Source organism: Brevundimonas sp., assembly GCF_032055285.1.
Classification (GTDB): domain Bacteria; phylum Pseudomonadota; class Alphaproteobacteria; order Caulobacterales; family Caulobacteraceae; genus Brevundimonas.
This window is the reverse complement of record NZ_DAMBRE010000002.1, coordinates 343960-369572: the sequence shown is the minus strand read 5'-3', so window position 1 is coordinate 369572 and position 25613 is coordinate 343960. Positions and strand designations below refer to the sequence as shown.

General features: G+C 65.8%; 27 protein-coding genes. 7 read left to right on the top strand and 20 right to left on the bottom strand.

Annotated features, from left to right (window positions below):
- Positions 1-7: 7 nt before the first annotated feature.
- Complete coding sequence (locus RTY13_RS07385; protein ID WP_312782287.1) at positions 8-364, bottom strand: hypothetical protein; 357 nt, start codon at positions 362-364, stop codon at positions 8-10.
- Between the two features lie 216 nt (positions 365-580).
- On the opposite strand from RTY13_RS07385, the gene RTY13_RS07380 reads away from it, so the two are divergent.
- From RTY13_RS07380 to RTY13_RS07370, 3 genes are all read left to right on the top strand, one after another.
- On the top strand, positions 581-2152 hold the full coding sequence (locus tag RTY13_RS07380; protein WP_312782285.1) for a DEAD/DEAH box helicase: 1572 nt from the start codon (positions 581-583) through the stop codon (positions 2150-2152).
- Between the two features lie 90 nt (positions 2153-2242).
- Entirely contained in the window at positions 2243-3301 is a 1059-nt protein-coding gene (locus RTY13_RS07375; RefSeq protein ID WP_312782284.1) for a GGDEF domain-containing protein, read from the top strand.
- A 41-nt stretch (positions 3302-3342) separates the two neighbouring features.
- Entirely contained in the window at positions 3343-4125 is a 783-nt protein-coding gene (locus tag RTY13_RS07370; RefSeq protein ID WP_312782282.1) for a 1-acyl-sn-glycerol-3-phosphate acyltransferase, read from the top strand.
- Here the strand turns inward: RTY13_RS07370 and RTY13_RS07365 are convergent.
- Genes RTY13_RS07365 through RTY13_RS07310 form a run of 12 tightly spaced genes read right to left on the bottom strand, consistent with a single transcriptional unit; the run spans position 4122 to position 13776 of the window.
- Complete coding sequence (locus RTY13_RS07365) at positions 4122-4925, bottom strand: MetQ/NlpA family ABC transporter substrate-binding protein (protein ID WP_312782281.1); 804 nt, start codon at positions 4923-4925, stop codon at positions 4122-4124. The genes RTY13_RS07370 and RTY13_RS07365 overlap by 4 nt on opposite strands.
- Before the next feature lie 15 nt (positions 4926-4940).
- Complete coding sequence (locus RTY13_RS07360; RefSeq protein WP_312782280.1) at positions 4941-5597, bottom strand: methionine ABC transporter permease; 657 nt, start codon at positions 5595-5597, stop codon at positions 4941-4943.
- Positions 5597-6586, bottom strand: coding sequence for a methionine ABC transporter ATP-binding protein (locus RTY13_RS07355; RefSeq protein ID WP_312782278.1), 990 nt, complete (start codon positions 6584-6586; stop codon positions 5597-5599). Before RTY13_RS07355 ends, RTY13_RS07360 begins: the two co-directional genes overlap by 1 nt.
- Position 6587: 1 nt before the next feature.
- Positions 6588-6986 carry an iron-sulfur cluster assembly accessory protein gene (locus RTY13_RS07350; RefSeq protein ID WP_312782276.1) on the bottom strand — a complete coding sequence of 133 codons (399 nt, stop codon included), beginning with the start codon at positions 6984-6986 and terminating at the stop codon, positions 6588-6590.
- A gap of 10 nt (positions 6987-6996) precedes the next feature.
- Complete coding sequence (locus RTY13_RS07345; RefSeq protein WP_312782274.1) at positions 6997-7398, bottom strand: SUF system Fe-S cluster assembly protein; 402 nt, start codon at positions 7396-7398, stop codon at positions 6997-6999.
- A 5-nt stretch (positions 7399-7403) separates the two neighbouring features.
- Positions 7404-8642, bottom strand: a complete 1239-nt coding sequence (locus RTY13_RS07340) for a cysteine desulfurase (RefSeq protein WP_312782272.1) — start codon at positions 8640-8642, stop codon at positions 7404-7406.
- Positions 8621-9643 (bottom strand): Fe-S cluster assembly protein SufD, encoded by a 1023-nt coding sequence (gene sufD / locus RTY13_RS07335; RefSeq protein WP_312782270.1) that lies wholly within the window; start codon positions 9641-9643, stop codon positions 8621-8623. The genes RTY13_RS07340 and sufD overlap by 22 nt, the downstream gene beginning before the upstream one ends.
- Positions 9640-10392: a Fe-S cluster assembly ATPase SufC gene (sufC, locus tag RTY13_RS07330; RefSeq protein WP_312782268.1), complete on the bottom strand. Its 753-nt coding sequence runs from the start codon at positions 10390-10392 to the stop codon at positions 9640-9642. Before sufC ends, sufD begins: the two co-directional genes overlap by 4 nt.
- Positions 10389-10706, bottom strand: a complete 318-nt coding sequence (locus RTY13_RS07325; RefSeq protein ID WP_312782266.1) for a hypothetical protein — start codon at positions 10704-10706, stop codon at positions 10389-10391. Before RTY13_RS07325 ends, sufC begins: the two co-directional genes overlap by 4 nt.
- Positions 10703-12169, bottom strand: coding sequence for a Fe-S cluster assembly protein SufB (gene sufB / locus RTY13_RS07320; RefSeq protein WP_312782264.1), 1467 nt, complete (start codon positions 12167-12169; stop codon positions 10703-10705). The genes RTY13_RS07325 and sufB overlap by 4 nt, the downstream gene beginning before the upstream one ends.
- Positions 12170-12172: 3 nt before the next feature.
- Positions 12173-13309 (bottom strand): cysteine desulfurase family protein, encoded by a 1137-nt coding sequence (locus tag RTY13_RS07315; protein ID WP_312782263.1) that lies wholly within the window; start codon positions 13307-13309, stop codon positions 12173-12175.
- Positions 13306-13776 carry an Rrf2 family transcriptional regulator gene (locus RTY13_RS07310; RefSeq protein WP_312782261.1) on the bottom strand — a complete coding sequence of 157 codons (471 nt, stop codon included), beginning with the start codon at positions 13774-13776 and terminating at the stop codon, positions 13306-13308. The genes RTY13_RS07315 and RTY13_RS07310 overlap by 4 nt, the downstream gene beginning before the upstream one ends.
- Before the next feature lie 161 nt (positions 13777-13937).
- Between RTY13_RS07310 and RTY13_RS07305 the strand changes: the two genes are divergently transcribed.
- Complete coding sequence (locus tag RTY13_RS07305; RefSeq protein ID WP_292082821.1) at positions 13938-14588, top strand: alpha/beta hydrolase; 651 nt, start codon at positions 13938-13940, stop codon at positions 14586-14588.
- Between the two features lie 7 nt (positions 14589-14595).
- Here the strand turns inward: RTY13_RS07305 and RTY13_RS07300 are convergent, their stop codons facing one another.
- From RTY13_RS07300 to RTY13_RS07290, 3 genes are all read right to left on the bottom strand, one after another.
- A complete protein-coding gene (locus RTY13_RS07300) occupies positions 14596-15570 on the bottom strand; it encodes a TerC family protein (RefSeq protein WP_312782259.1) in 975 nt (324 codons plus the stop codon).
- A gap of 143 nt (positions 15571-15713) precedes the next feature.
- Positions 15714-16664 (bottom strand): DMT family transporter, encoded by a 951-nt coding sequence (locus RTY13_RS07295; protein WP_312782257.1) that lies wholly within the window; start codon positions 16662-16664, stop codon positions 15714-15716.
- Positions 16665-16669: 5 nt separating this feature from the next.
- Positions 16670-17812, bottom strand: a complete 1143-nt coding sequence (locus tag RTY13_RS07290) for an anhydro-N-acetylmuramic acid kinase (protein ID WP_312782255.1) — start codon at positions 17810-17812, stop codon at positions 16670-16672.
- A 182-nt stretch (positions 17813-17994) separates the two neighbouring features.
- On the opposite strand from RTY13_RS07290, the gene tyrS reads away from it, so the two are divergent.
- The 3 genes from tyrS to RTY13_RS07275 all read left to right on the top strand — a co-directional run bounded on the left by tyrS (position 17995) and on the right by RTY13_RS07275 (position 20399).
- The gene (gene tyrS / locus RTY13_RS07285; protein WP_312782254.1) at positions 17995-19251 is read left to right on the top strand and encodes a tyrosine--tRNA ligase; all 1257 of its coding nucleotides are present in this window, start codon (positions 17995-17997) and stop codon (positions 19249-19251) included.
- A 12-nt stretch (positions 19252-19263) separates the two neighbouring features.
- Complete coding sequence (locus tag RTY13_RS07280) at positions 19264-19731, top strand: peroxiredoxin (RefSeq protein WP_312782253.1); 468 nt, start codon at positions 19264-19266, stop codon at positions 19729-19731.
- A gap of 113 nt (positions 19732-19844) precedes the next feature.
- Complete coding sequence (locus tag RTY13_RS07275; protein ID WP_312782252.1) at positions 19845-20399, top strand: polymer-forming cytoskeletal protein; 555 nt, start codon at positions 19845-19847, stop codon at positions 20397-20399.
- 50 nt (positions 20400-20449) lie between these two features.
- On the opposite strand, the gene prfB is transcribed toward RTY13_RS07275, so the two are convergent.
- The 4 genes from prfB to dapA form a co-directional block, all read right to left on the bottom strand.
- Positions 20450-21566, bottom strand: a protein-coding gene (prfB, locus tag RTY13_RS07270) for a peptide chain release factor 2 (protein WP_312782251.1) whose coding sequence is annotated in 2 segments (ribosomal slippage) — positions 20450-21496 and positions 21498-21566 — 1116 coding nt in all. Because the reading frame shifts where the segments join, the coding sequence is not laid out codon by codon here.
- Between the two features lie 129 nt (positions 21567-21695).
- Positions 21696-24116, bottom strand: a complete 2421-nt coding sequence (locus tag RTY13_RS07265) for a penicillin-binding protein 1A (protein WP_312782250.1) — start codon at positions 24114-24116, stop codon at positions 21696-21698.
- A 73-nt stretch (positions 24117-24189) separates the two neighbouring features.
- The gene (gene smpB / locus RTY13_RS07260) at positions 24190-24657 is read right to left on the bottom strand and encodes an SsrA-binding protein SmpB (protein ID WP_312782248.1); all 468 of its coding nucleotides are present in this window, start codon (positions 24655-24657) and stop codon (positions 24190-24192) included.
- The gene (dapA, locus tag RTY13_RS07255) at positions 24657-25541 is read right to left on the bottom strand and encodes a 4-hydroxy-tetrahydrodipicolinate synthase (RefSeq protein WP_312782246.1); all 885 of its coding nucleotides are present in this window, start codon (positions 25539-25541) and stop codon (positions 24657-24659) included. Before dapA ends, smpB begins: the two co-directional genes overlap by 1 nt.
- Positions 25542-25613: the final 72 nt, after the last annotated feature.

Genomic DNA, 25613 nt, shown 5'->3' with positions numbered 1-25613 from the left:
GGAGGGACTAGCGTCCAGCCACCAATTCGTTGCGCACCCTGCGGCCCAGCGGATCGCGCCCTGGCCAGGTCTGCCCCACCGACGCCTCGACCATGGCCGTGCAGAAGCGCGACAACAGCATGCGTGGCCGGATTCCGTTCAGGCAGACACGGTCGCCCTCGACGGCCCAGCGTGCCGTCAATCGACGCCCATCGGAAAATACAGCGCGATAACTCCCGTCGCGATCAAACAGATGCTTGACCCAACTCCCGTCTGGATAGTGCGACACGACGGTGTTTCCGAATGCCGATTCCATATCCGCCTGAGCCGGCAGCGCGATCGCGCAGCAAGCAGCCAAGGCGAACGCAAGCGTTTTCATACGCATACGACAACCCTTCCCTTCCCCAAGGCGACATTACAGACCTGTAAGGCTTTGCCAACCGCCCGGTTCCCGAACAGAAATACTTGACTGAGGCGTAGGGGTTTCCATATACCGCCGCAGGCTCGGGATAGGACTGGCGATGCGCGCCGCCCACTCGCCCACGAGGGGCGGTTCCGTAAGCTGAAGACGTTACGACGTTTCCTCCGTCCTCAAGGTTACATGACAGAATTCACCAAGCTGGGCCTGTCGGCCACGACCCTGCAAGCGGTCGCCGATACGGGCTACACCGAAGCCACCCCCATTCAGGCCTCCGCAATCCCGGTGGCCCTGGCCGGCCGCGACGTTCTGGGGATCGCCCAGACCGGCACCGGCAAGACCGCCGCCTTCACCCTGCCGATGATCGACCGCCTCGGCTCGGGCCGCGCCCGCGCCCGCATGCCACGTGCCCTGGTCCTGGCCCCGACCCGCGAACTGGCCGACCAGGTCGCCGAGAACTTCGCCAAATACGCCAAGGGCACCAAGCTTAGCTGGGCTCTGCTGATCGGCGGCGTGTCCATGGGCGACCAGGTGGCGCTGCTGAACAAGGGCGTCGACGTCCTGATCGCGACGCCGGGCCGTCTGCTGGACCTGTTCGAACGCGGCAAGATCCTGCTGACCGGCGTCGAGATGATGGTCGTCGACGAAGCCGACCGTATGCTCGACATGGGCTTCATCCCCGATATCGAGCGAATTTTCAAACTGACGCCGCCGCGTCGCCAGACCCTGTTCTTCTCGGCCACCATGCCGCCCGAGATCACGCGCCTGACCACGCAGTTCCTCAAGGATCCGACCCGGATCGAGGCCTCGCGTCCGGCCATGACCGCCGACACCATCACCCAGTATCTGGTCCGCATCCCGACCAGCGATCCCAAGGCTAAGCGCACGGCGCTTCGCGCCTTGATCGAACGGGCTGACGTCAAGAACGGCATCGTCTTCTGCAACCGCAAGTCGGAAGTCGATATCGTCGCCAAATCGCTGAAGACGCACGGCTTCGACGCCGCGCCGATCCACGGCGACCTGGACCAGTCGTTGCGGATGAAGACCCTGGCGGACTTCCGTTCGGGCGACCTGAAGATCCTGGTGGCCTCGGACGTCGCCGCTCGCGGCCTGGACATCCCCGACGTCAGCCACGTCTTCAACTATGATGTCTCGCACCACGCCGACGACTACGTCCACCGCATCGGCCGCACGGGCCGCGCGGGTCGCAAGGGTGAGGCCTTCATGATCGTCACCCCGTCCGACGACAAGTCGCTGGATAAGGTGCTCAAGCTGATCAAGATGGCGCCGGAAGAGCTGACGCTGGACGGGATCGACTTCGCTGCGATCAAGGATCGCCCGCGCAGCGACGACTCCAAGGGGCGTGGTCGCAGCCGCAGCGACCGTCCGCGTCCCATCCCCAAGAGCGACAATGTCGCTTCGATGGAGCCGATCACCGCGCCGCTCCCTCGCGCAGAAAAGGTCGAGGAAGCCCGCGAGGAGGCCCCGCGCCGCTCGCGTAGCCGCCGCTCGACCAAGTCCGAATTCTCCGTTGAAGCCGTTGCCGCTGCAGCGCCCGAAGCCGCCGTCGAGGTCGAAGTCGAGGCTGCTCCGGCCAAGCCCGCCAATCAGCGCCGCGACCGCAATCGCGATCAGACGCCGCGCGAAGCCCGCAGCTCTGAGCCGCAGAAGGACCAGCCCCTGCGCGCCGCCAGCGGCGGTTTCGGCGACGATATTCCGGCCTTCCTGCGTCGTCCCGTCGTCTTCCACGACTAAGATCAACAGTGTCGACCTACGGTTTAACCGGTCATTACGGATCGATGTTCTAGGGTTCGCCCACTAAGAACTAGGGGCGCGAGAATCAGAATGACGGCGCAGGTCGAAACCGCCCTTCGGGGGCCGGAGGCTTATGCATTGGCGCACCGCATCGTGGACGCCATGCAGCAGGCCTCGGTCTGGCCGACGCCGCTGAATTTCGAGCTGTGGCTGCACTATGTCAGCGATCCCGAGGGCGCGCTGGGGCGCGAGCTTCAACGCCTTCTGGCCGGCGACGCGCCCTTCACCGATGCCACAGCAGAAATGCTGGCGGCCGAGTTCTTGCCGCGCGGCCGCCTGTCGGAGGAAATCCGCGACGTCGGCGCTGTACTGAATCGCGAACTCGCCGCCGTGGCTGAGGCCATCGACAATGCTCGCAAGACCCAGACCGCCTATGGTGAGACGCTGAGCCATGCATCGGCGAAGATGCAGGACACCGAGCGCCCGACGGATCTGACGGAAATCGTCAGCACTCTGTCCACCGCGACCCGAAAGGTCCAACGCCACACCTCGGCACTTGAGAAACGCCTGGAGTCTTCGAACCGTGAAGTCGTTCGCTTGCGCGAGCACCTCGAACAGGTGCGACGCGACGCCATGACGGACGCTCTGACCAACCTGGCAAACCGCAAGACCTTTGACGAGCAGATCGCTCGCCTTTGCGAAGAGGCCGAGGTCGAGGGCAAGCCCCTGACCCTGGCCATCGTCGATATCGATCATTTCAAGCGCTTCAACGACACCTGGGGTCATCAGACTGGCGATCAGGTTCTGCGTTACGTCGCCAGCGTCCTGGGTCGTATCTCGCGCGCACCGCGCGTCGCGGCCCGCTATGGCGGCGAGGAATTCGCTGTCATCTTCCCTGGCGAAACGACCGGTACGGTCGAAGCGGCGTTGAATGCCATCCGTGAAGAGATCGGCTCGCGCTCGCTGCGTCGCCGCTCCACCAATGACGACCTGGGCGCCGTGACCATCTCGGTCGGCTTTGCTGAACGTCGCGTCGGCGAAACCGCCTTGAGCGTGCTGGAACGCGCCGATGAGGCCCTCTACGCCTCCAAGCGCGGCGGCCGCAACTGCGTCACCAACGCCGAGGTGATGGCCCAGGCCGCGGCCTAGGTCATTGCCGAACAGCCCCTCGCCCGTGTCATAAAGGCAGGATGAGAAGCTTCACGTTCAACGTCGCCTATTGGGTCCTGTCCATCGGCTATTGCCTGGTTGCGGCCTTCGCTGCCCTGGCGCCTGGCCGTCGCGCGACAACCTGGGTCATCCGCCGCTATGTGCGCCGTATGGTTCAGGCCATGGCAGTGTTCGCCGGCATCGAGCTTCGGGTTCGCGGCAAGGAGCGGCTGCCGCAGGGCGCCTTCATCGTCGCCTCTAAACACCAGAGCTGGGGCGACGGCTTCGCCACCTATGACCAGTTCGACGACCTGGCCTTCGTCACCGGCGACCACCTCGAGAAATTTCCGCTGCTCGGCACGGTGCTGAGGAAGCTCGGGGCCATCGTCGTCAACAGTTGCGGCGGCCATACCGCCCGCGCGGCGCTCAAGGAACGCGCCGCCGACGCCCACAAGGAAGGCCGCAAGATCCTGATCTACCCCGAGGGCCATTTGGCCAAGGTCGGCGAGAAGTTCCGCTATCGTTCCGGCGTCTGGCATATGTACCGCGACTTCGACATGCCGGTCGTGCCCCTGGCCACCAACCTCGGCCTGTTCTGGCCGCAGGAGGAAGCGCGGAAAACGCCGGGAACGGCCACATTGGAATTCCTCGATCCTATCCCGACCGGTCTGCCCAAGGATGAGTTCCTGGCCCGGCTGGAAGCCGCCATCGAGGACAAGACCGCCGAATTGATCGCCGAGGCCACCGGCCATCCGATCACGGCGGCCATTCAGGTCCCAACACCCAACGAGGCCGCGCTCGCGACGGCGGCTGCGGCGGCTTAAGCCGCCGGGATCACCGCGCCGTCGTACTTCTTGGCGATGAAGTCCTTGACCGCCTGGCTGCGCAGGGCCGTCGCCAGGGCCTGAACGCGCGGGTCGTTCTGGTTGTCGGGACGCGCCACCAGATAGTTCACATAGGGGCTGTCGGCGCCTTCCAGCGACAGGGCGTCAGTCTTGGGCTTCAGTCCGGCGTCCAGCGCATAGTTGGTGTTGATCACCGCCGCGTCGACCTGAGGCAGGATACGAGGAATGGTGGCGGCCTCGACTTCCTGGAACTTCAGTCCCTTGGGATTGGTCGCGATGTCACGAACGGTTTGCAGCGGATTGGTCGGATCGCGCAGGGTGATCAGGCTGGCGCTCTGCAACAGCAGCAGCGAGCGCCCCGTGTTCGAGGCGTCGTTCGGCAACATCACCTGCGCCCCGTTCGGGATCGCCGCCAGCGTCGTGTGCTTCTTGGAATAGACGCCCAGCGGCTCGACGTGGACGCCGGCCACCGTCACCAGATCGGCGCCGCGCGCGATGTTGAACTCATCCAGATAGGGCTTGGTCTGGAAATAGTTCGCATCCAGCCGTTTTTCAGACAACTGCACATTCGGCTGAACGTAGTCGTTGAAGACCTTGATCTCGATCGGCACGCCCTCGGCGGCCAATATCGGCTTCACCACCTCCAGAATCTCGGCGTGCGGCACGGCAGTCGCGCCGACCAGCAGCGGGGCGGTCCCCGCCTTCTTCTCTGCGCCCTGCCCGCACGCGGCGAGCATCAGGACGGCGGCGGCGGACAGCAGAAGCGAACGGCGGATCATGGCAGGCTCTCTAACTCAGCGGTGCGAGACCTTAGCGACCAGACGGTCGCCGATCATCTGCAGAATTTGTACGAGGATCAGCAGAAGAACTACGGTCACGACCATGACGTCGGTCTGGAAGCGCTGATAGCCGAAGCGCACGGCCAGGTCGCCCAGGCCGCCCGCGCCCACCACGCCCGCCATGGCGGTGTAGCTGACCAGGGCGATGGCCGTGACCGTGGCCCCGGCTATGATGCCGGGCCTGGCCTCGGGCAACAGAGCCCGCGTCACGATCTGGAAGGTCGAACCGCCCATGGCCTGGGTCGCCTCAACCACGCCCTTGTCCACCTCCCGCAGGGCCGTCTCGACCAGACGCGCATAGAAGGGCGCGGCCCCCACGACCAGTGGCGGAATGGCCCCGGCAACGCCCAGCGAGGTTCCGACCAGCAGCACCGTCACCGGCAGCATGACGATCAGCAGGATGATGAAGGGCACCGAACGCAGCACGTTGACGATCAGCGACAGCAGGGCGTTCAGCACCGGATTGGCCGCCAGCCGCCCCTTGCCCGACAGATACAGCAGCACGCCCAGCGGCACGCCCAGGATGACGGTCAGCACCAGCGATCCGCCCAACATCAGCAGGGTGTCGACGGTGGCGCGGCCGATCTCGGCCCAATCTACGTTGTCGAACATCAGACGCTCTCCACCGTCACGCCGCGCGCGGTCAGTTGCGCCACAGCCGCCTCGGCGTCGCCGCCGGTAAAGGCCACGACCAGCTGGCCATAGGGCTCGCCCCGGATGCGGCTGATCCGCCCCGACAGGATGGAATAGTCCACGCCCACCGTTCGCGCGACACGGCTCAGTTCCGGCTCATAGGTCGAGCCGCCGCGGAAGGTCAGCCTGGCCATCCGCGCGCCGGCAGGCACGACCGAGGCGTCGAACGCCTCTTCGCCCTCGGCCAGCATGGCGCGGGTCACGGGATTCTGCGGGTGCAGGAAGACGTCCGCCGTCGCGCCCTGCTCCACGATCCGGCCGTCCTTCAGCACGGCCACTCGATCACAGACGCGGCGCACCACCTCCATCTGGTGGGTGATCAGGACGATAGTCAGACCCAGGTCGCGGTTCAGCCCGTCCAGCAGGGTCAGGATGTCCTCGGTCGTCTCCGGATCCAGCGCACTGGTCGCCTCGTCGCACAAAAGGACGCTGGGACCGCAGGCCAGGGCGCGAGCGATGCCGACGCGCTGTTTCTGGCCACCTGACAGTTGAGCCGGATGCTTCTTCGCGTGTTCGGCCAACCCCAGCTGGGCCAGCAGTTCCACCGTGCGCGCCTTCACCTCGGCCTCGGGCCGCCCCTCCAGCCGCAAGGGAAAGGCGACGTTGTCCTCAATGGTCTTGGCGTTCAGCAGGTTGAAATGCTGGAAGATCATTCCGATCCGACGCCGCGCGGCCCGCAGCTCGACGGGCTTCAGCGCAGTGATCTCCTGATCGTCGACGAAGATGCGGCCCCCGTCCGGCGTCTCCAGCCGGTTGATGGCGCGGATCAGGGTCGACTTTCCGGCTCCCGAGCGTCCGACCACGCCGAACACCTCGCCGCGACCGATGGTCAAGTCGACGGCGTCAAGCGCCGTGCGCTCGCCCGCCGCGCTGCGATAGCGCCGGGTCACCCCCTCCAGTCGGATCATGTCAGTCAGCATCCAGGGCGGCGGCGGGGATGATGGTCACGCTCTCGCCGCAGCCGCAGGCGTCGGTCTCGTTCGGATTGCGGAACACGAACTTGGAGGCCAGCTTCGTCGTCTCGTAGTCGATCTCCGAGCCGATCAGGAACAGCACGGCCTTGGGCTCGATCAGAATGGTGACACCCTTGTCCTCGACCACCTCGTCCAACGGCTCGATCTGCTCGGCATAGGCGAAGGTGTATTCCTGCCCGGCGCAGCCGCCGTTCTTCACCCCGACGCGCAGGCCGACGTAGTCCTTCTCCGCATTGGTCATGATCTCGCGCACACGCTCTGCGGCGGCGTCGGTCAGGGTCACGGCCTTAGGTCGGGGACGGCGCGGTCGGGTGGCGGTCTGAAGCTCGGTCATGGATGCGTCCTCAGAACATGTTCAGGGCCAGCTTGGCCTCGTCGCTCATCTTGGAGGAGTCCCACGGCGGGTCGAACACCAGATTGGCCCGCGCGCTGCGCACGCCCTCGACCTTCATGACCGCCGCCTCGACCCAGCCCGGCATTTCGCCGGCCACGGGACACCCCGGCGCCGTCAGCGTCATCTCGACCAGGACATCGCGGTCATCGGACACGTCGACCTTGTAGATCAGGCCCAGCTCATAGATGTCGACCGGGATTTCCGGGTCGTACACCGTCTTCAGCGCCTCGATCAGGTCGTCGGTCAGCCTGTCCAGCTCGGCCTGAGACAGGGCGCTCTTCTGCGGCTCGTCCCAGCTGGCGGCGAAGGCGTCGCTGTCGCTGATGGCGGTTTCGGTCTTGGCGTCGTCCATACTCGTCACACGAAGAAGTTCCGCGCCTTGATCAGCGCATCCACGAAGGCGTCTGTATCCTCCACGGTGTTATATAGGGCGAAGGAGGCGCGCGTGCTCGAGGTCACGCCTAGTCTTTTCGCTAGCGGTTCGGCGCAGTGCAGACCCGCTCGCACGGCGACGCCGTAACGGTCCATGATCTGGGCCACGTCATGCGCGTGTGCGCCCTCGACGGCGAAGGTCAGCAGCGCGCCCTTCCCTTCGGCCTCGCCCAGCACCCGCAGCCAACCCGCGTCGGCTAGTCGCGAGCGCGCGTGGTCGTAAAGCGCCATCTCATGCGCGGCCACGGCCTGACGGTCAAAGCCCGACAGCCATTCCAGCGCCGCGCCCAGACCAATGGCCTCCAGGATCGGCGGCGTTCCCGCCTCGAACCGATGCGGCGGCGTGGCGTAGGTGATGCGGTCCTTTTCGACCGTCTCGATCATCTCGCCCCCACCCTGATAGGGCGGCAGGCTTTCAAGGGCTTCGGTCGTGCCATACAGGGCGCCGACGCCGGTCGGGCCGTACAGCTTGTGGCCGGTGATGACATACCAGTCACAGCCGACCGCCTGAACGTCCGGCGTGGCGTGAACCGCGCCCTGGCAGCCATCGACCAGCACCCGCGCGCCAGCCGCATGGGCCAGGCGGGTGATCTCGGCGATCGGGTTGATGGTGCCCAATACATTCGACATGTGGGTGACGGCGACGACCCTGGTCTTCGGCCCCAACAGGGCGGCGAAGGCGTCCATGTCCAGCGAACCGTCGTCGTTGATCGGCGCCCATTTCAGGACCGCGCCCTTGCGCTCGCGCAACAGGTGCCACGGCACGATGTTGGAGTGGTGCTCCATCTCGGTGACGATGATCTCGTCGCCCGGTTCGATGCTCAGCCCGATGCCGTTGGCGACCAGATTGATCGCCTCGGTCCCGCCCTTCGTCCAGACGATGTTCTCGGCCGAGGGCGCATTCAGGAAGCGGGCGACGATCTCGCGCGCCGCCTCGAACGCCTCGGTGGCCTCGTTCGACAGGGTGTGCAGACCCCTGTGGACATTGGCGTAGCTGCCCTCCATCGACGCCACCAGGGCGTCGATCACCGCCCGCGGCTTCTGCGCCGATGCGGCGTTGTCCAGATAGACCAGAGGCTTGCCGTTCACCTGTCGCGACAGGATCGGGAACTGCGCCCGCGCGGCGTAGGGATCAAAGGTCTTCACAAGCGAGCCGTCAGCCATGCGCGCACAACCTCCCTGGCCGCCTCGTCCTCGATGCGATCCACGACCTCGAACAAGAAGGCCTGGACCAGCAGGGCGCGCGCCTCGTCAGCCGGAATGCCGCGCTGCTGCATGTAGAAGAGCGCGCTCTCGTCCAGCGTCCCAACCGTATTGCCATGCGCGCACTGCACGTCGTCGGCATAGATGATCAGTTCGGGCTTGGCGTCGATCTCGCCGCGCTCGCTGGCGATCAGGGCGTTGTGGGCCATGCGGGCGTCGGTGCCGTCGGCCCCGCGCTCGACGATGATCTTGCCTTGGAACACGCCGCGCGCCGTGTCGTGGACGACCCCCTTGGTCAGCTGGCTGGTCGTGCCGTCGGCGGCCCGGTGATCGACCACGGTCGTCAGGTCGGCGTGGCGCGAACCCTTCAGCAGATAAAGGCAGTCCAGACGCGCGTCAGCGCCCTCGGCCCCGTGGCTCAGTTGCGTCTCGATGCGCTGCAGCTTGGCGCCGGTCGTGACCACGGTCTGACGATAGCGGCCGCCCGCCTCCAGCCGCACCTCGGCGTTGATCACCGAAATGGCGTCCTCGGGCTCTTCAATCAGGACGATGCGCGTGACCTCGGCGTCACGGGCGACGTCGATCTCGATCTTGTTGTGCGCGACATAGGCCGAGCCCTTCCCCTCGTGCGTCTCCAGCAGCAGCAGCCGCGCGCCCGGACGGGCGGCGATGCGGGCCGAGGCGGTATGGCCGGTGCCGACCGCGTTCGACAGGAAGCGCAGACGCAGGGTCTGCACGCCCGAGGCGATGAAGTCCGTGACCCCGACCGGACGCCCGTTGGCGAAGACGATCGCCTCGCCGCCCAGGTCGTAGAACGGCCCCGGCGCGCCGACCAGCGCTGTGCCCGACGGCTCAGGTGCTTCGCGAAGCCAGCGCTTCAGGTCGCTGTATTTCCACGCTTCCGTGCGCCGCGACGGGAAGGTCTCGGCATTGGTGAGGTCGATTTGCGGCGGTGCGCTCATGCCGCGGTCGGCAGGAACTTGTCGTATCCTTCCGCCTCCAGCTCCAGCGCCAGTTCGGGACCGCCCGAGGCGACGATGCGGCCGGCGGCCAGCACGTGCACCTTGTCCGGTTTGATGTAGTCCAGCAGGCGCTGATAGTGGGTGATGACCAGCATGGACCGATCCGCGCGGCGCAGGGCGTTCACCCCTTCCGACACGATGCGCAGGGCGTCGATGTCGAGGCCCGAGTCGGTTTCGTCCAGGATCAGCAGCGACGGCTCCAGCAGGGCCATCTGCAGGATCTCCATCCGCTTCTTCTCACCGCCGGAGAAGCCGACGTTCAGCGGCCGCTTCAGCATGTCGAAGTCCATCTTCAGCGCTTGCGACGCCGCCTTGACCTGCTTCAGGAAGGCGGGGGCCGAGACCTCCTCCTCGCCGCGCGCGCGCTTCTGGGCGTTCAGCGCCGTGCGGATGAAGGTCATGGCCGGCACGCCGGGGATCTCCATCGGATACTGGAAGGACAGGAAGACGCCCGCCGCCGCACGCTCGGCGGGGTCCAGGTCCAGCAGATCCCGACCGTTCCACGAGGCGGAACCGTCGGTGACCTCATAGCCGGGACGCCCCGACAGGCTGTAGCCCAGCGTCGACTTGCCGGCCCCGTTCGGCCCCATGACGGCATGGACTTCGCCCGCCGGCACTTCGAGCGTCAGGCCCTTGAGGATCGGCTTATCAGCGACCGAGACGTGGAGGTTAGAGATAGAGAGGGTCAACGCGCGTACTTCTCTTCGTTCGTCATGTGTAGCTTCAGCTTCGAGAGCTCCTCGTAGCCGAAGGTGAAAGCGTCTTCGCCGACGTAGCACTCGAGTTGGGCTACTCCGACAGGGCCGGTGGAATAGAACAGCACGGTCCCAATGGTGCCCGGCGGCACCTCTTCGACGTCGGTCCCTACGCCGCCTTCAACAGGGATTGAGCGAGACAGGATGACGTCGTCATAGCAGCGGACAAGGCGACCATCGCTACCAGCGAACGCCCCATCTTGCGTCCACTCTTCGGACTCCATTTGATCGCGTGGAGAAAGCGTCACCCCACGCTCCCCTCAAGGCTGATCGCCACCAGCTTCTGCGCCTCGACGGCGAACTCCATCGGCAGCTTCTGCATCACGTCGCGGACGAAGCCGTTGACCAGCAGGGCCACCGCCTCTTCTTCCGACAGGCCGCGCTGCTGGGCGTAGAAGAGCTGATCTTCCGACAGGCGGGTCGTCGTCGCCTCGTGCTCCAGCTGGGCCGAGCCGTTGCGGGCCTCGATATAGGGGATGGTGTGCGAGCCGCACTCCTTGCCGATCAGCAGGCTGTCGCACTGGGTGAAGTTGCGCACGCCCGTCGCCTTGGGATGCACCGAGACCAGACCGCGATAGGTCGAGTCCGACTTGCCCGCCGACACCGCCTTGGCGATGATCCGGCTCTTCGAGTTCTTGCCCAGATGGATCATCTTGGTGCCGGTGTCGGCCTGCTGATGTCCGTTGGTGATGGCGATCGAGTAGAACTCACCCGAGCTTTCCTCACCCTTCAGGATGCAGGACGGATATTTCCAGGTGACAGCCGAGCCGGTCTCGACCTGGGTCCAGCTAACCTTCGACCGGTCGCCGCGGCAGTCCGCACGCTTGGTGACGAAGTTGTAGATGCCGCCCTTGCCCTCGGCGTCGCCGGGGTACCAGTTCTGGACCGTCGAGTATTTCACCTCGGCGTCGTCCAGGGCCACGATCTCCACGACCGCCGCATGCAACTGGTTCTCGTCGCGCATCGGCGCGGTGCAGCCTTCCAGATAGGAAACGTAGCTGCCCTTGTCGGCGATGATCAGGGTCCGCTCGAACTGGCCGGTTTGGCTGGCGTTGATGCGGAAATAGGTCGACAGCTCCATCGGGCAACGCACGCCCGGCGGGATGTAGACGAAGGATCCGTCGGAAAAGACCGCGCTGTTCAGGGCCGCGAAATAGTTGTCGGACACCGGAACGACCGAGCCGAGATATTGACGAACAAGATCAGGATATTCGCGCAAAGCCTCGGAAATCGGCATGAAAATCACGCCGACCTTGGCCAGTTCTTCCTTAAAGGTGGTCACGACGCTGACACTGTCGAACACGGCGTCCACGGCCACCTTGGGCGCGCCCTGAACGCCGGCCAGAACCTCCTGCTCCTTCAGCGGGATGCCCAGCTTCTTGTAGACCTCCAGAATTTCGGGATCGACCTCGTCCAGCGACTTCGGCCCCTCCTTCTGCTTCGGCGCGGCGTAGTAGTGGAGGTCCTGATAGTCGACGGGCTCGTACTTCACCGCCGCCCAGGTCGGCTCCTCCATCGCCAGCCAGCGCTCATAGGCGGCCAGACGCCACTCCAGCATCCACTCCGGCTCGCCCTTCTTTTCGGAGATGAAGCGGACGATGTCGGCGTTCAGCCCCTTGGGCGCGAACTCCTGCTCGATGTCCGAGGTGAAGCCGTGCGCATACTTTTCCAGCGCAGCGACAGCTTCGACGGTTTCTTTAACAGCAGCCATGACTTACGCGACTTCCTTCACGCGCTCAGACAGGCGCGCCTTGTGCTTGTTCCAGGCCGTGACCCAGGCCTCGGCGAACCGGTCCCAGTCGGCCTCGGTCGTGCCCCAACCGCCGGAGACGCGCACGCCCCCGGTCGCCAGAAGATCCAGGCCCATGGCGCTGATCGCCTTGGATGGCTTGACCTTGCCCGACGAACAGGCCGAACCGGCCGAAACCATGACCCCGACCAGATCAAGGGTGATCAGCTGTTGCGGGCTGTCCCAACCCTCGACGGCCATGAACAGGGTGTTGGGCAGGCGCTCGACCGCTCCGCCGATGATGGTCGCGCCCGCCGCCTTGACCTTGGCTTCAGCCGCATCGCGCCAGACGACGTGCGCCATGGCCTCATCCAGATCACGCGCGGCGCAATCGGCGGCAGCTCCAAACCCGGTGATGCCCGGCACGTTCTCGGTCCCGGCGCGCAGGCCGCGTTCCTGACCGGCGCCATGCAAAATCCGCACGGCCGCGACGCCTTCCTTAAGCACCAGAGCGCCCACGCCCTGCGGCCCGCCCAGCTTGTGCGCCGACAAGGTCAGGCTGTCCGCATCCAGCGCCCGCATATCGACCGGGACCTTGCCCGCCGACTGGATAGCGTCGACGTGCAGCCAGCCGCCGGCCACGCGCACCAAAGCCGCCGCCTCGGCGATGGGCTGGATCACGCCGCTTTCGTTGTTCGCGTGATGGATGGCCACCACGGCCCGACCCGGACGCGCCAGCGCCCCGGCCAGCCAGACCAGATTGACCACGCCGTTCGCATCGACCGGCAGCACCTCGACCGGCGCACCCGACGCCGTCGCCGCCTCGGCCACGCAAGGATGCTCGGTCGCGCCGACGATCAGCCGCTCGCAGCCCGCCGCCAGGGCGCTGACGATGGCCTGAGCATTGGATTCCGTGCCGCCCGAGGAGAAGACCACGGCCGTGGGGTCAGCCCCGACCAGCTCAGCCACCTGCGCCCGAGCCGTCTCAATGCGCGCCCGCGCCCGGCGACCAGCGGCGTGAACCGCCGACGGGTTGCCGTTGTCGGCCAGAGCCTTGGCCATGATCTCTTGCACATCGGGACGCACTAGCCCCGAAGCGTTGTAGTCCAGATAGACGCTCACGCCGCCGCCTCCATGCCTGCGGCCACCGGGGCGGCGCCCATGCGCGCCTGACCCGTGCGGTTCTGAATCACATCCTCCAGGCTGACGCTGGCCAGATAGCGATGAATCTCCTGACCCAGGTCTTCCCACAGATGGTGGGTGATGCAGCGTTCGCCCTTGATCATGCAGCCCTTGGGCGATCCGGCGCCGACGCAGCGGGTGGCGCGGATCGGTTCGTCGACCGCCAGAACGATCTCGGCCACGGCGGTCTCGCAGGCCTCGCGCGCCAAGCGATAGCCGCCGCCAGGACCGCGCACGCTCTTGACCAGACCGCTTTTCCGAAGGCGCGCGAACAGTTGTTCCAGATAGCTGAGGGAGATTTCCTGACGCGTGGCGATCTCGGCCAGCGACACCGCCCGGTCCGCGCCATTGCGCGCCAGATCGGCCATCGCCATCACGGCGTATCGTCCCTTTGTCGACAGGCGCATAGAAAGCCCTCAAAAATTTCACGCTTTTCGGGGCTCATGTGCTAGAACCCGCGCCCTCGCAGACAAGTGCGCCACGCCGAGCGGACTTAGAAAGTCCTACTGCGTTGGTCAAGTATTGTCCGCCCGCGAAACGACAGTTGAAGACAGGATTCCGCTGATCCATGCCTGAAGTCATTCTTCCCGGCGCCTCGGGCCGTATCGAAGGCCGCTATTCGCCCGGCAAGCGCCCCAACGCGCCGATCGCCCTGATCCTGCACCCACACCCCAAGGCGGGCGGGCACATGAACAACCCGGTGGCGGTGACGCTGCACCAGTTGTTCGTCCAGCGTGGCTTCGCCACCCTGCGCTACAACTCGCGCGGCGTCGGCAAGTCGCAGGGCGAGTTCGACAGCGGAATCGGCGAACTGGCCGACGCCGCCACCGCCCTGGACTGGCTGCAGGCCAACAACCCCGCTGCGACGCAAACCTGGGTCGCCGGCTATCAGTTCGGCGCCTATATCGGCATGCAACTTCTGATGCGCCGCCCCGAGACGGACGGCTTCATCTCGGTGTCGCCGCCCTCGAACATGTACGACTTCAGCTTCCTGGCCCCCTGCCCGGCCTCGGGTCTGTTCCTGCACGGCACGGCTGACACCGTGGTGCCGCCGGTCGAGGTCGAGCGCGTGGTCAACAAGCTGCGCACCCAGAAGGGCATCGTCATCGACTACGAACTGGAAGAAGGCGCCAGCCACTTCTGGCAGGACCATATCGACGCCGTCGACCGTCGCGTCGGCGCCTATCTGGACAAGCGACTGGCCGAGAACCCAGCCTGACCGGACTTCATGTATCGACCCGGGTTTCGGCCCGGGTCTTCCACATTGACCACAGAACGCCTGCGGCCAGGATGGCGGCCGTCACGCCGAGCGAGATCGCCGGCGGAAACTTCTCCAGCCCCATCAGCGGCGCGGCGATGACCTTCCCGCCAATGAAGACCAGCAGGATCGCCAGCGCCTGCTTCAGATAGGCGAAGCGGTGGATCACCGCCGCCAGGGCGAAATACAGCGCTCTCAGGCCTAGAATGGCGAAGATATTGGACGTGTAGACGATGTAGGGGTCCGTCGTGATGGCGAAGATCGCCGGCACGGAATCCACCGCGAAGATCACGTCAGCGAACTCGATCGTCACCAGGGCCAGAAACAGGGGCGTCGCGCGCCAGACCCATCGCCCCGCCTCGTCCTCGCGCACGAAGAAGCGCGCGCCGTGCAACTGGTCCGTGACTGGCACACGTCGGATCAGCCAGTTCATCAGGCCACGTCCCGCTGCGGCTTCTTCCTTGGGGCTGGTGGCGATCATCCGTCCGCCGGTAAAGATCAGGAAAACGGCGAAAACATAGAGCGCCCACTCATACCGGCTGACCAGGGCCGCCCCCGCCGCGATCATCACGGCCCTCAGCACGATGACCCCCAGCACCCCCCAGAACAGCACCCGGTGCTGATGCAGGCGAGGAATGCCGAAGGCGCTGAAAATCATGGCGATGACGAAGACATTGTCCATCGCCAGACTCTTCTCGATGGCGTAGCCGGTCAGGTAGTCCAGCCCGCTGTCCACCCCCAGCCGCAGCCAGACCCAGACCCCAAACAACAGCGCCACGCCGATGTAGAAAGCCGACAGCAGCAAGCTTTCGCGCACCCCAATCTCGTGCGCCTTGCGATGCAAGACGCCGAGGTCAAAGGCCAGCAAGGCGACCACGACCACCAGGAAGGCCGCCCACATCCAGGCAGGCTTGCCCATCCATTCGACCGTCAGAAACTCCATCCGCGCCTCTGGACCATTAACGCCGCCGACGCCCGAACAGGCGACCGGCGCGGCCCGACATCACGACAAGGTCGCCAGAGGGGCCCGGTCCGCTGACAAGCCAACGCGGAAACAGCGAGGTCGTTCAGCCACCCGACTGCGACCTAGTGTTCCCCTTCCGCCGCAGCGACCGCCGCCGGGCGATGCGCGCGCACGCACCAGACGACGCTGATCACCATCAGGATCATAGCCACGATCTCGATAATGGTCGGTCCGTGCCCTTCCCAGAGGAAGCCGTAGAGGAAGGCAAACAGGGTTTCGGACACGATCATCTGGCCCAGCATGGTCAGCGGCAGAAGACGACTGGCCTGGTTCCAGAAGGCGTTGCCGATGATGGAGGCCACGACTGCCACCCCGATGCTAACGCCCAGGAAGCGCACCCAGGCCTCGCCGGACCAGACGCCCATGGTCAGAACCGCCGGAACGGCCAGCAGCAGGGCGAACCCGCCCGTCACCACGCCAGTCAGCAAGGACCAGTCGTGCGGCGAGACATCGGGCAAGCGGCCCATCCAGCGGCTGTTGCCGACCGCAAAGGCCGACCATGACAGCAGGGCCGCCAAGGCGCAGGCTAGGCCGATAAGGGTCTGAACCCCGCCGTGAGCGCTGCTTCCGGTTTGACTCAAGGCTTCCCAGCCGATCAGGCCGACCGCAAGCGCCGCCACCGCGATGGGCGGCGCCACGCGAGCAAGGGGCGGCGAATCCTTGTCCTTCAAGCCCCACAGCGCCACCACGACCGGCACCATCCCCACGATCAGGGCCGAGGCTCCCACGCCCGCGAAATGGACGCTGACCACCAGGAAGGCGAAATAGACGATGTTGCCGGCCAGACTCAGCCAGGCCAGCGCCCGCCATGCCTTGAAATCCAGCGCCGCCGTCACCCGCCGCCAGCGCGGCGCGATCAACAGGGCCGCGATCAGGCCATAGGCGAGGTAGCGCCCCGCCGTCAGCATCAGCGGCGAAGCCTCGGGCGCGACCTTCGGCGCCAAGAAAACGAGCCCCCATAGAGCGCCCGCCGCCATGCCGCTGGCGACGCCCCAGAAGCGCTGGGATTGCATCAGGCTCACTGTTCGCCAGGCTCCACGATGCGGCTGCCGGTCATGGGCTCGGGCACGCCCGTCGTGCCGGGGAAGCTGATCGGCAAGCCCAGCAGGCAGCGTGCGGCCAGGAAGGCGAAGGCCTCGGCCTCGATGGAATCGCCACGCCAGCCCTCGTCCTCGGCCGTCGTCACCGGCACCCCCGCCCGCTCGCGGATGGCCGCCAGCAGGACCGGGTTGTGCCGCCCGCCGCCGCAGGCCACGACCTTGGTCGGCTTCTCGGAACAACGGGCCACGCCCAAAGCTACAGCCTCGGCGGCAAAGGCCGTCAGCGTCGCCGCTGCATCTTCCAGCGACAGACCCGCGACCGGGTCCAGCGAAAAGTCAAACCGATCCAAAGACTTCGGGCCCGTTGCCGCGAAATAGGGATGGGCCAGATAGGCGTCCAGCACCGCCTGATCGATGGCTCCCGCCGCCGCCAGCTCGCCGCCCTCATCCATGCGCTTCTTGCCGCGCGACTGGACCAGAAGATCGACCATGCCGTTGGCCGGGCCGGTGTCGAAGGCCTCCAGACCGCCGTCGGCGCGGATCAGGGTGATGTTGCCGACCCCGCCCAGGTTCAGCACGGCGACCGGCCCGACAAGACCCGCCTTCTTCACCAGGGCCGCATGATAGACAGGGGCCAGCGGGGCCCCCTGCCCGCCCGCCGCGACGTCCGCGCTGCGGAAATCATAGGCCGTGCGCACGCCCAGCCCTTCGGCCACGCTGAGGGCGTCGATCAGTTGCACCGTGCGGCCCGGCGCCTCCGGCGTCGGCGCTTCGTGCAGAACCGTCTGGCCGTGCACCCCGACCAGGTCCAGTTGGCTGGCCTTGACCCCGTTCACCGCCATGAAGCCGAGCGCCGCCGCCAGGTGGGCGTCCGCTACCGCCATGCGGGCGTCCTCGAAGCTGTCGGGCTCCTCCTCTTCGCGCTCCCAGTCCAGGGCGTCCTCGATGGCGTCCTCGACGATGGCGCGGGTCTCGGCGTCCAGCTTCATCTCGCCCGCCGGGCCGAAGCTGATGATGTTTTCGCCGTCGGTTTCGATCACCGCCATGTCCACGGCGTCGAGCGAGGTGCCGGTCATGAAGCCGAGCACACGAAGGGTCTTGGTCGAGGAGGAGGTCGTCATGGCGGGTTGACTGCCACGTCGCGGACGCCGTAGCTAGCGCCCATGATCGCCGTCCGCGCCATTTCCGGCCTGTATTACCGTTCGCTGAGCTAGCGAGCGGCCGCGATCTCGTGCCGCCTTCGCTGGCGGTACGACTTCCCGAAAGGAAGACGGCCGCCGGCATCCCTGCTACGGAGCCGTCCATGACCGACCAAGCCTTCAAGTCCGACTTCCTCAAGACCCTGCAATCGCGCGGCTACATCCACCAGGTGACCCACCCGGTGGAGCTGGACGAGGCCGCCTCGAACGGGATCGTGACGGCCTACATCGGCTTCGACGCCACGGCCCCGTCCCTGCACGTTGGCAGCCTGATCCAAATCATGATGCTGCGTCGCCTGCAGCAGGCCGGGCACAAGCCCGTCGTCCTGATGGGCGGCGGGACCACCAAGGTCGGCGACCCGACCGGCAAGGACGCCTCGCGCCCGCAACTCACCGATGAAACGATCCAGGCCAACATCGCCTCGATCAAGACCGTGTTCGAGAAGTTCCTGACCTTCGGCGACGGCCCGTCCGACGCCGTCATGGTCGACAATGACGAGTGGCTGTCCAAGTTCGGCTACGTCGAGTTCCTGCGCGACTACGGCACGCATTTCACCGTCAACCGGATGCTGAGCTTCGACTCGGTCAAGCTGCGCCTTGAGCGCGAGCAGCCGATGACCTTCCTCGAGTTCAACTACATGCTGATGCAGTCGGTGGACTTCCTGGAACTGAACCGTTCGCTGAACGTGACGCTGCAGATGGGCGGCTCGGACCAGTGGGGCAACATCACCTCGGGCGTCGACCTGGTGCGCCGCGTGGACCAGAAGGCCTCCTTCGGCCTGACCACGCCCCTGCTGACCACGGCCTCGGGCGGCAAAATGGGCAAGACGGCGCAAGGAGCCGTCTGGCTGAACGCCGAGCAACTGAGCCCCTATGACTACTGGCAGTTCTGGCGCAACGCCGAGGACGCCGATGTCGGCCGTTTCATGCGCCTGTTCACTGACCTGCCGCTTGATCAGATCTCCCTGTTTGAGGCTATGGAAGGCGCCGGGATCAATGAGGCCAAGAAGGCCCTGGCCGACGCAGCCACCTCGATGCTGCACGGCACGGAAGCCGCCCAGGCCGCCCGCGCCGCTGCAGAGGCCGCCTTCGAGAAGGGCCAGCTGTCGGCTGACCTGCCCACCGTCGAACTGGCGCGCAACGAGGTGATCGGCGCTATGATCGCCGCTGTTGTGACCAAGGCGGGTCTGACCACGTCCAACGGCGAGGCGCGTCGCCTGGCCCAGGGCGGCGGCCTGCGGCTGAACGATGAAGCCATCGCCGACGGCGCGCGCCTGATCGAAGACGCGGACGTCAATGCCGACGGCGTGCTGAAGCTGGCGGCCGGCAAGAAGAAGATCGTCCTGGTGCGGCCGGTCTAAGGAGCAAAGAGGATGACCGTCATCACCGAAGGCCAAGCCGCCCCCGCGTTCGACCTGTCCATCGACGGCGACGGCCGCGTCACGCTGGACGGTTTGAAGGGCAAGTCGGTCGTCCTCTACTTCTACCCCAAGGCCGACACCCCCGGCTGCACGACCGAGGGCCTGGACTTCTCGGCCCTGGTCGATCAGTTCGCCGCCGCCAACGCCGTCGTCATCGGCGTCTCGCGCGATGCAGTGAAGAAGCTGGACCGCTTCAAGGCCAAGCACAACCTCAAGGTGGTGCTGGGTTCTGACGAAGACGGCGTGGTCTGCGAGGCTTACGGCACGTGGATCATGAAGAAGCTCTACGGCCGCGAATACATGGGCGTCGAACGCGCCACCTTCCTGATTGACCGCGCGGGCATGGTTCGCCGCGTCTGGCGCAGCGTCAAGGTCAAGGGTCACGCCGAACAGGTGCTGGAAGCGGCCCAGAAGCTTTGATCCGCGGAATGCTCTGAGGCCAAGCTTGCCTCCGTCGCCGACCTGATCCTAACTGCCGCCAAGGGGCTACAGTAGGATTAGGCCGGCCTTGCTGGCGAGATGCGGAGCGCACCATGTTCAACAAGAGCAAACCCTTCGACAACGGCCCGTCCAGCGGCTTGGGCATCCCGCCCGCGCCTGAGCCGACGCCCGCCGCCACGCCCTCGCCGGCTGCTGCGCCGCGCGCGCCTGAGCCTTCGCGCCCAGCGGCTTCGCGCTCGTCCAGCCTGTCGACCCTGTCGGCCGGCGTGAAATACGAGGGCAATATCTCGGGCGCCGGCGAGCTTCAGGTCGATGGCTCGCTGAAGGGCGACATCCGCGTCGTGCGCGTCACCATCGGTGAAGGCGGCTCGGTCGAGGGCACTGTCCACGCCGACGTTCTGGACGTGCGCGGCCGCGTCTCGGGCGCCATCGTCGCCAAGCAGGTCAAGCTGTTCGCCACCGCTCGTATCGAGGGCGACATCACCCAGGAGCAACTGTCCATCGAACAGGGCGCCTGGTTCCAGGGGCGCTGCACCCAGGCCAAGCGCGACACGCCGGGCGCCAATATGCTGGACGCGCCGACCCAGGCTGAAAAGCCCGCCGCCAACGCCAAGCCCGACAAGGTCGAGGCCAAGCCCGCCGCCTGAACTGGCGGATCGGATAAATGAAAAGGGGCGGCCCGCAGGCCGCCCCTTTTTTAGTTCCCGTCGCGGGTCTCGCCGACCCGGGCGGCCAGGGCTGCGCCCATGAACCTGTCCAGGTCGCCGTCCAGAACCCCCTGCGTGTCCGAGGTCTCGACCTCGGTGCGCAGGTCCTTCACCATCTGGTACGGCTGCAGGACGTAGGATCGTATCTGGTGACCCCATCCGATGTCGGTCTTGGCGTCAGCCAGGGCCTGGGCCGCTGCCTCACGCTTCTGCAGTTCCAATTCGTACAGACGCGCGCGCAGCATCTTCCACGCCATGTCGCGGTTCTGGTGCTGAGAACGTCCGGCCTGACAGGCCACAACCGTATTGGTCGGAACGTGGGTCAGACGCACGGCCGAGTCGGTCTTGTTGATGTGCTGACCGCCTGCGCCGGACGCGCGATAGGTGTCGGTGCGCACGTCGGACGGGTTGATGTCGATCTCGATCGTGTCGTCCACGACCGGCGACACCCCGATGGAGGCGAAGCTGGTGTGCCGCTTGGCCGCCGCGTCATAGGGGCTGATGCGAACCAGACGGTGCACGCCCGATTCCGACTTCAACCAGCCATAGGCGTTCGGGCCCTCGATCAGGATGGTGGCCGACTTGACCCCCGCCTGTTCGCCCTCTTCGTGGGCTTCGATGGTGACCTCGTAGCCGTGGGCCTTGGCCCAGCGCGAGTACATGCGCAGCAACATGCCAGCCCAGTCGTTGGACTCGGTGCCGCCGGCGCCGGAGTTCACTTCCAGATAAGCGTCGTTGCCGTCGGCCTCGCCGGACAGCAGGGCTTCCAGTTCGGCACGGGCGGCGCGATCCTTGACCCCGCGCAGCAGTTCGCGCGCATCTTCGAGGGTGGCCTCGTCGCCCTCTTCGTCGGCCATATCAGCCAACATGACGCCCTCTTCCAGATCGGTTTCCAGCGCACGAACGCTGTTGATCTGACCTTCCAGGCGCGAACGGTCCCGGCTGACGGCCTGGGCCTGTTCCGGGTTGTCCCAAAGGGTCGGATCTTCGACCCGAGCGTTCAGCTCATCCAGTTTTCGAAGTGAGACATCCCAGTCAAAGACGCCTCCTGAGCAGAGCGACGCTCTGCTCGATGTCGACCTTCATGGCCTCGACATCCGGTCTCATCGCAAACTCCTGCGAACAAACACCTTCCCTCAAGCAAGGCCGCATCGCGTGCGGACCGATAGGGAAAGCAACGAAAATAAACGGCGCGCCTGCGGACAGGCGCGCCGGTTGATGGGTCTAACTAGAGCCTCAGTAGAGTCCGCTCAAGTCCTCGGCGGGCTCCTTCTTGGGCGGAGGCGGCGCCACGGGTGCGGGAACCGCGGTGGACGGCGCCGGCCCCTTGGCTGCTTCCTGCTCGCGGCGAACAACGTCGTAATAGTTTTGCGGCCCTTCCGGCTGAACCGGTCGCGGCGCATCCTCGCGGACATGACGTTCGGTGCCTGGACGGAAGGCTTCCTCGATACCATTGACCGTACGGAAGACGGCGTTCTTGGGCCGGACGAAGGGCCGGGCCGGACGCTCCTTCAGCGCAACCTGCATGAAGTCGGTGAAGATCGGAACGGCCGTCGCGGCCCCAGCCTCGCCGCCGCCCAGCGAGCGGTTGTCGTCAAAGCCGACGAAGACGCCGACCACGACATCGCTGGAGAAGCCGACGAACCAGGCCGAGCGATATTCGTTGGTGGTGCCGGTCTTGCCACCCACCCAGCGACCCAGGCCGCGTGCGCTAGCGCCCGTGCCACGCTGGATCACCCCCTCCAGCATTGAACTGATCTGATAGGCGGTGATGGGGTCGATCACCTGGGTTCCACGATCCTGAAGACGCGGCGATTCCTGGCCGCTGAAGCCGCGGCTGCAGTCGCGGCATTGACGGCGATCGGCCCGGTGAATGGTCTGGCCGTTCCGGTCCTGCACCATCTCGATCAGATAGGGGTCGATCTTGCGCCCGCCGTTGACGAAGGCGGCGTAGGCGGCGGTGATGCGGTACGGCGTCGTCTCCCCTGCCCCCAGCGACATGGCCAGGTTCGGGGACATGTCGTCGACCACGCCCATCTTCTTGGAGAGATCGACGATGTTCCTCATGCCCACGGCCTGGGCCAGACGTACGGTCATGACGTTGCGCGACAGCTCAAGGCCACGACGCAAGGTCTGCGGCCCATAATACTGGCGGCTGTAGTTCTCTGGCGTCCAACGACCGCCGTTGGCGCCGCCCGGGAAGCTGATCGGCGCATCCAGCACGATGCTGGTCGGGTTGAAGTCGCCTTCCAGCGCCGCAGCATAGACGAAGGGCTTGTAGGCCGAACCCGGTTGGCGACGGGCCTGGGTCGCACGGTTGAAGCTGGACAGGGCGTAGGAATAGCCGCCCACCATGGCCAGGACACGCCCCGACTGCGGCTCGATGGCCACCAGGGCGCCGTTTACTGTGGGAACTTGTTTCAGGGCGAACTGGCCGCCCTGTGGTTCGACGAAGATCAAGTCGCCGCGCTTCAGCGGTCGGTTGGCGTTGGCCCAGGCGGCGTCCGAGACAACCAATGCCCCCGTGCGGTCGTCCTTGGCCGTGCGGATACGGACATTGTTGCCGACCACGCTCTCGACGGCGGCGGCCTGCCAGGTGCGGCGTTCGGGCGGAGAGTTCTTCTTCAACGCCTCGGCCTGCCAACCCGCAGCGAAGTCGGTCGTGCCCCATGCCCCGCGCCAGCCGTGACGACGGTCATAGCGTTCCAAGCCGTTCATCAGGGCTTCGCGGGCTGCGGACTGCAACTGGGGGTCCAGCGTCGTGCGCATGTAGTAGCCGCCGCGGTTGACCTCTTCCTGGCCAAACAGGCCGATAGCGCGTCGGCGCGCTTCCTCGACGAAGAAGTCGGCGTCCGCGTATTCGGCGCGACGCGGCGCAGAGCGGGTGTTCAGCGGACGAGCCAGAGCCGTCGTCAACTCCTCATGCGTCAGCCACCTGTTGTCGGCCATCTCGCCCAGCACCCAGTCGCGGCGGCCCTTGGCGGCCTCGGGGTGGCGTTTGGGGTTATAGTTGTTCGGACCCTTGGGCAGGGCCGCCAGGAAGGCCGCCTCGTCGGGCGTCAGCTGATTCAGCGACTTGCCGAAATAGTTGTAAGCGGCCGAGGCCACGCCATAGGAGCGATAGCCCAGGTAGATCTCGTTCAGATACAGTTCGAGGATCTGTTCCTTGGTCAGCGTCGCTTCCAGACGGCTGGAAAGAATCGCCTCTTTCAGCTTGCGGTTCAGGCTGGATTCGTTGGTCAGCAGAACGTTCTTGGCCACCTGCTGGGTGATGGTCGAGCCGCCCTCCAAACGTCGGCCCGACAGGACGTTGAAGACGTTCTTGAACATGGCCCGGCCGATACCGGACACGTCGATGCCGCCGTGCTGGAAGAAGTGGCTGTCTTCGGCCGCCAGGAAGGCATGGATCACCCGCTCCGGCACCTGGTCATAGGTGACGTAGATGCGCCGCTCGTCCGAGAATTCGCCGATCAGGGTGCCGTCGCCGGCAAAGACGCGCGTCGCCGTCGCCGGGCGATAGTCCGCCAGTTCCGACGCATCCGGCATGTCGTGCAGGACCCAGGCCGCATAGATGGCCACAACCAGACCGGCCACGGCGATGCCGCCCAGCAGGGCGACGCCCGCCATCACGAACCAGCGTTCGGCTATCTTCACCATGAACTCCGCAAGACGCGCCCCAGGAATTGTCGTTTATCGCGCGTCGGTCTCGCCGCAAAGCGGAACCGCAAACTCAGCCCTTGTCGCGCAGCAGCCGAGCCTTGTCGCGCTGCCAGTCGCGTTCAGCCGACGCCTCGCGCTTGTCGTGCAGCTTCTTGCCCTTGGCCAGAGCGATCTCCAGCTTGGCCTTGCCCTTTTCATTGAGGTACAGGCGCACCGGAATGATCGTCCGCCCGTCGCGCTGGACGGCGCCGATCAGCTTGTCGATCTGCTTGCGGTGCAGCAGCAGCTTCCGGTGGCGACGCGGCTCGTGGTTGAACCGGTTAGCCTGCTTGTAGGGCGGAATGTCCGAGTTGACCAAGACGATTTCGCGCCCCTCCACCGCCGCATAGCTCTCGGCGATATTGGCCCGACCGTCGCGTAGCGCCTTGATCTCGGTGCCCAGCAGCTGGATCCCGGCCTCGATATAGTCCTCGAGGAAATAGTCGAAGCGCGCGCGCCGGTTCTCGGCGATCACCTTCTTGGGCGCATCAGCAGCCATCAGATGACTCCGGCCTCCGCCATGGCCTGATCGATAGCGGGCTTCACGGCGTCGCGGGTCAGGGACAGCGGCAGGCGGACCTCCTCGCTGCACAGGCCGAGCTTGGCCAGGGCATACTTGGCCGGCGAAGGCGAGTTATCGAGGAACAGCCCCTTGTGCAGGTCGATCAGACGATCCTGCCAGGCCCGCGCCGTGGCGTAGTCGCCGGCGGCGACCGCGTCATACATGGCCACCATGGCTTCCGGCGCGACATTGGAGGTGACCGAAATCACGCCCACGCCGCCGCTGGCGGCATAGCCTAGCCAGGTGGTGTCATCACCGCTGATCAGGTCGAACGGTCCGTCGATATGGCGGCGCATCCAGTTGACCCGCGAGATATCGCCTGTGGCGTCCTTGATGCCGACGATGTTCGGATTCTTCGCCAGATGGGCGACCGCCTCATTCGACAGATCGACGCCGCAACGGCCGGGGACGTTGTACAGCAGCATGGGGATCTGCACGGCGTCGGAGATCGCCTCGAAGTGGGCGATCATGCCTTCCTGCGAAGGCTTGTTGTAATAGGGCGTCACCACCAGGGTCGCGTCGGCGCCGACCTCCTTGGCGAAGGACGACAGCTCGATGGCTTCATGCGTGGCGTTCGATCCGGCGCCCGCGATGACGCGCACGCGACCGGCCGCAATATTCACGCACTGCTCGATGACACGCTTGTGCTCGTCCATCTTCAGGGTAGCGCTCTCGCCGGTCGTTCCGACCGGGACGACGCCATGGACGCCAGCAGCGATCTGGCGTTCCAGGAGTTTTTCAAAAGCCCCTTCGTCCACGTTTCCGTCACGAAGAGGTGTGATCAAGGCGGTGATCACGCCCTTGAACAAGGGGGCGGTCATTGAAACAAGATACCTGCGCGGAGTTTCGGGCGGCATGCCGCCCTTTCAAGAGGCAGGGAGCGTAGGTTGCTC